Raw genomic sequence first — 3942 nt, 5'->3', positions numbered from 1 at the left:
GGTCTTGCCGAACGGCCTGCCCGGTACCTCGGCGAAACTGCTGCCTGAGGCTCCAAACTACGAAGAGGCAAAAGCCCTTCTTTCGAAGGCCGGCTTTCCTGACGGATTCAACCTTGTCCTCGCCGGGCCGGCGGGCCGTTACCCGGGTGATGCTGAAAGCCTTCAGGCGGTCGCCCAAAGCTGGGCGCGCATCGGCGTAAACGCTCAACCAGCGGCCTCGCCGTTCTCGGTCTTCAATACCAAGCGGGCGGCAGGGGATTATGCCATCTGGTACGGCGGCACGTCCGGCGAGGCGGCCGACATCATTCTCCATACCCTCCTGGCTTCCCCGAACCCCGAGCGCGGAACCGGTGCGTTGAACTTCGGGAAGTATCGCAACGAAACCTTCGACGCGATGCTCGCAAAGGCGGAGAGCATTCAGGAGGGGCCGGAGCGCAACGAGGCGCTGGCGTTGGCGACGGAACTCGTGATGGCAGACCAGCCGATCATTCCGCTCTACCATTTCCATCACATAATCGGTTACGGCCCCCGGATCGGCTCCTATGTCATGCACCCCCGCGGCTGGACGACTGCGATGCAGACGCTTCCGGCGATGGAGTAAGCGGCCATGGGCATGATCTCGGTTGCATTCGGAAGGCTGTCGCAAGCCTTCCTGCTCCTCATCGCCATGTCGTTGATTGGTTTTATCGGCATCCACAGCGTCGGCAATCCGGTCTTCAACGTCGTCAACATCGAAACCGCCAGCGCCGAGGATATCCGGCGGGCGACGATCGCGCTCGGACTGGATCAACCGATCTGGCGCCAATACCTCGTCTTCATCGGCAATGTCATCAGCGGAAACTTCGGTACCTCCTACATCTATCATCTGCCGGCCTTCGAACTGGTGGTGAGCAAGTTGCCGGCAACGCTGGAACTCGCCTCGGTCGCGATGCTCATCGCGGCGCCGCTCGGAACCGGGCTCGGCCTCCTGGCCGGCCGACGGAGCGGAACCCTGTTCGATCGAACCGTTCTGAAGGCGAGCGTGTCGGCACTGAGCATTCCATCCTTTTGGCTGGCGATGATGCTGATCCTCGTCGGCGCCATTCTGACAGGCTGGTTCCCATCCGGTGGCAGAGGGGCAACCGCGCGGTTCCTGGGCGAGGACTGGAGTCTTCTCACCGCAAACGGGCTGTGGCACCTCATACTTCCGGCATTGGCGCTGGCGATACCGAACATCGCGCTCATCGCCCGTCTTTCGCGATCGGGCACGATCGAAGTCGAGAGCCTGGACTATACGCGGTTTTGCCGCGCCAAGGGGCTTTCGTCGCAAAGGATCCTGTTCCGACACACCCTTCCGAACATCAGCGTGCCGATCGTGACGATCATCGGCCTGCAGTTCGGCGGCATGCTCGCCTTTGCCGTGGTCGTGGAATCGATCTTCTCGTGGCCGGGCGTCGGCAAACTCTTGATAGACTCCATCCAGCTTCTCGACCGCCCGGTGGTGATGGTGACACTGACCTTCATCTCGGTCGCCTTCGTCGCGCTGAATGCCGTCGTCGACCTCTTCTATGCCGTGCTCGACCCGCGCGTGCGCCTGCCTTCACAAAGGTGACCCATCATGAAAGCCCAAATCTTGAGGGCGCTGAAAAAGCGTCCGCATGGACCAGTCCTGACCGCGTCCAAGGTATTGCTTGCTAGCTACATCCTGGTTGCCATCGCCGCACCGCTGATCGCGCCGCAAAACCCCTACGATCCGCTAGAGATCTACGGATGGGAAGCGTCGTCGCCACCCGGCACGCCCGGCAGCGGAAATTATCTGTACCTGCTCGGGACCGACGGGCTCGGGCGGGACATCGTCAGCACCATTCTCTATGGTCTGCGCATCAGCCTGGTGGTGTCGATCACGAGTAGCGCGATCGCCGCATTGATCGGCCTGACGGCCGGTGTCAGTGCTGCGTATTTCGGCAAGTGGGTCGATATCGCAATCATGCGGCTCGTCGACCTGCAGCTCAGCCTGCCGACGATCCTGATTGCGCTCATCGCCATCGTCACGCTCGGACCGGGTATAGACCGGATCATCCTGGCGTTGATCATCGCTCAGTGGGCGACCTATGCGCGGATTGTGCGGGGCGTCGCGCTCAGCGAAGCGAACAAGCCCTATATGGATGCGGCCCGATTGATGCGGTTGCCGACGTCGCGGATCATCTTCCGCCACCTGCTTCCAAACAGCATCGCGCCCGCCGTCACCTTGATCCCGATCGAGGTCGGTCATGCCGTCGCGCTCGAGGCTACCCTCTCCTTCCTTGGGCTCGGCGTTCCGATTGACAAGCCCTCGCTCGGCTCCGCGGTCGCAAACGGGTTCCAGTACCTTCTGACCGGCCAATACTGGATCAGCCTGTTCCCGGGCCTCGCCCTCTTTGGCCTGATCGCCAGCATCAATCTCGTCGGCGAAGACGTTCGACGCAGTCTCGATCCGAGGAACCATTCGCTATGACGGTCGAAAACGCGAACNTCAATCTCGTCGGCGAAGACGTTCGACGCAGTCTCGATCCGAGGAACCATTCGCTATGACGGTCGAAAACGCGAACACACCCCTGCTGCGGGTCGAGAACCTTGGCCTTCGCCATGTTTCGCGGTCGGGCCCGACGACGATCCTGTCGGACGTGAGTTTCGAACTCGAACGCGGCGAGATCCTCGGCATTATCGGTGAGTCCGGCGCTGGGAAATCGACCGTCGGCAATGCCATCCTCGGCCTGCTTTCACCCGAATTCCAGCAAACGTCCGGAACGATCGCCTTCGATGGCAAAGCGATTGATGCGATGACGGCCGGTGAGCGCGAGGCGCTTCGAGGACGGCGGATATCGGCGATCTTTCAGGATCACACCGCCTCGCTCGACCCGCTGATGAGCGTCGGCGCCCAAGTCGAGGAAACCTGTCTTGCGCTCGATAGTTCACTTTCCAGCCGTAAGGCGCGCGCCCGCGCGGTCGATCTCCTTGCGCGTGTCGGAATTCCGGAGCCGGAGCGGCGATACCGCAACTACCCGCACCAGTTCTCCGGCGGACAAAGGCAGCGCGTCGTCATCGCCATTGCCCTTGCCGGCTCTCCCGACATCATCATCGCCGACGAGCCGACGTCGGCGCTCGATGCGACGGTTCAGAAGCAGGTGCTCGAACTTCTAAAGACCCTTGTCGACGAAACCGGTGTCTCGATCATCCTCGTCACCCACGACATGGGCGTGATCTCCGAGATTACCGACCGGGTTCTCGTCATGCGAAAAGGCCAGGTGGTCGAAGCAGATCGCACAGCCGCCATTCTCGATCAGCCCTGCCACGACTACACGAGAAAGCTGCTCGCCGCCGTTCCAAGGCTTCGCATTCCGACAGGCACTGCCAAGTCGGGAGGCGATGGCCACCATAAGCACTCTCCCGCGACAGGCGGCGACCAGAGCCCGCTTCTTGTCGCTGAAGGCGTTTCGAAACAGTTCGCGCCGCAGGGATTTGCCTGGGGCCTTGGCCGGGGTAAGCCCAGGTTCGGCTTGCGTGATGTCGGCATCCGGCTGCCGCGCGGAGCGATCACCGGGATCGTCGGCGAGAGCGGCAGCGGCAAGACGACCTTCGGGCGTATCCTCGCTGGCCTCGACACGGCGCCCACGGGAAGGATCACGATCGGCGAACGGGCTTTCGACGTTTCGCGAAGCGGCCGTCGCAGCGGCCTTCTTGGCCGCGTCCAGATGATCTTCCAGGATCCCTCCGTCTCCCTGAACCCCAGGATGACGATCGGAGAGACGCTCGACGAAAGCATCCGCTTCGGCGCAAGAATCGGTTCCGGAGACAAGCCGGCGGTCGCGGCGGCGATGATGGATCGGCTTGGTCTTCCCAGAAGCCTGCTCGCGCGCCATCCGCATCAGCTCTCCGGTGGCCAGAAGCAGCGCGTTTGTATCGCTCGCGCCTTGTTGGCAGAGC

At 62.3% G+C, this 3942-nt stretch carries 4 protein-coding genes; all 4 read left to right on the top strand.

Going from position 1 to position 3942, the window contains the following annotated elements; all coding sequences use genetic code 11:
* A partial coding sequence (locus tag BN1800_RS39270) for an ABC transporter substrate-binding protein (RefSeq protein WP_244564827.1) occupies positions 1 to 601 on the top strand: 601 nt, incomplete at its 5' end.
* Between the two features lie 6 nt (positions 602 to 607).
* Entirely contained in the window at positions 608 to 1591 is a 984-nt protein-coding gene (locus tag BN1800_RS39265) for an ABC transporter permease (RefSeq protein ID WP_087006297.1), read from the top strand.
* A 6-nt stretch (positions 1592 to 1597) separates the two neighbouring features.
* Entirely contained in the window at positions 1598 to 2473 is an 876-nt protein-coding gene (locus tag BN1800_RS39260) for an ABC transporter permease (RefSeq protein WP_087006294.1), read from the top strand.
* 73 nt (positions 2474 to 2546) lie between these two features.
* On the top strand, positions 2547 to 3942 hold a 1396-nt coding region (locus tag BN1800_RS39255), incomplete at its 3' end, for an ATP-binding cassette domain-containing protein (protein ID WP_143534266.1).

Origin of the sequence: Rhizobium sullae (assembly GCF_900169785.1) — a bacterium.
Lineage (GTDB): Bacteria > Pseudomonadota > Alphaproteobacteria > Rhizobiales > Rhizobiaceae > Rhizobium > Rhizobium sullae.
Note: the sequence above shows the minus strand (reverse complement) of the source record. Positions and strands in the feature narration are given on the sequence as shown.

Excerpts from the sequence above, each read along its gene's own strand:
- BN1800_RS39260 (WP_087006294.1), top strand. The coding sequence starts at position 1,598 with ATGAAAGCCCAAATCTTGAGGGCGCTGAAAAAGCGTCCGCATGGACCA.
- BN1800_RS39265 (WP_087006297.1), top strand. The coding sequence starts at position 608 with ATGGGCATGATCTCGGTTGCATTCGGAAGGCTGTCGCAAGCCTTCCTG.